1 protein-coding gene is annotated in these 904 nt (G+C 43.5%); it reads right to left on the bottom strand.

All coding sequences use genetic code 11. The annotated features are described in order from the left end of the window. Nucleotides 1–63: 63 nt before the first annotated feature. On the bottom strand, nucleotides 64–904 hold an 841-nt coding region (gene tnpC / locus ACTQ50_RS19690; protein WP_441485567.1), incomplete at its 5' end, for an IS66 family transposase.

Here is a 904-nt window from a genome sequence, read left to right as displayed (position 1 = left end):
GTATATGGTAAATAACTGGTCCTCCCCAAAAAGATATGCCAGCCCAAAGGCTGGCATGGAGCTTTACCTTGATTTAGTTTTTCGACAGTGATCCGGCAGTTCTTCAGACCATGGCATTAAAGTTCTTAATACCTCTGTCGGAACATCGTTACGAGGATACTTCACAAGTTCTTTCAACAGATAGCAGAAGTACTCATATGGCTTCAGACGGTTTGCCTTTGCACTTTCTGCAATACTGTATAAAAGAGCACTCGCTTTGGCTCCTTTTGTAGAATCTATGATGTGCCAGGAATGTTTTCCAACGCAGAAGGACTTGATACTTCGTTCCGCATCGTTGTTGTCCAGCGGAAGAAGTGGATCTTCCAGGAATCTTCGGAGATATACTTCCTGATTGATCGAATAATTGATTGCCTCTTTTAGCTTGGAGCTTGCGTTTGATTTCCCTTGCAACGTTTTCAGCCACGCAAAATAAGCATCAACAAGAGGCTTTACAGATCGCTGTCTGTTATCTAATCTCTCTTTTGCTGATGATTCTTTATACATGTTGTCCAGATGATACATGGCATCGATCCGTTTAACTGCTTCGGCAGCAACTGCCTGTCCTGGACTGAGCGGTGTATTCTTCTTCACGCTTTTTATGATCTCTGCGAATTTTCGCCTTGCATGCGCATAACATCCGGCGACCTTAATCCTGTCACTTTTTTTCATTAGTGTATGATACGGCTGGTAACCGTCTGTTACGAGCGTCCCTTGATATCCGGATAGATATTTTTCCAGAACTTCGCCGCTTCTTCCACCCAGATATTCATATAAGAAGAGTGGATGGGTATCGTTTCCTCGGGGCGAATGGAACACCCACATATATTCCTTACTGTGCTGAGGCATGATAAATGGTGTTTCATCA

This window comes from Blautia sp. Sow4_E7 (assembly GCF_052116245.1).
GTDB lineage: Bacteria > Bacillota > Clostridia > Lachnospirales > Lachnospiraceae > Blautia_A.
The sequence above is the reverse complement of the archived record's forward strand: the minus strand, read 5'-3'. Positions and strand labels throughout refer to the sequence as shown.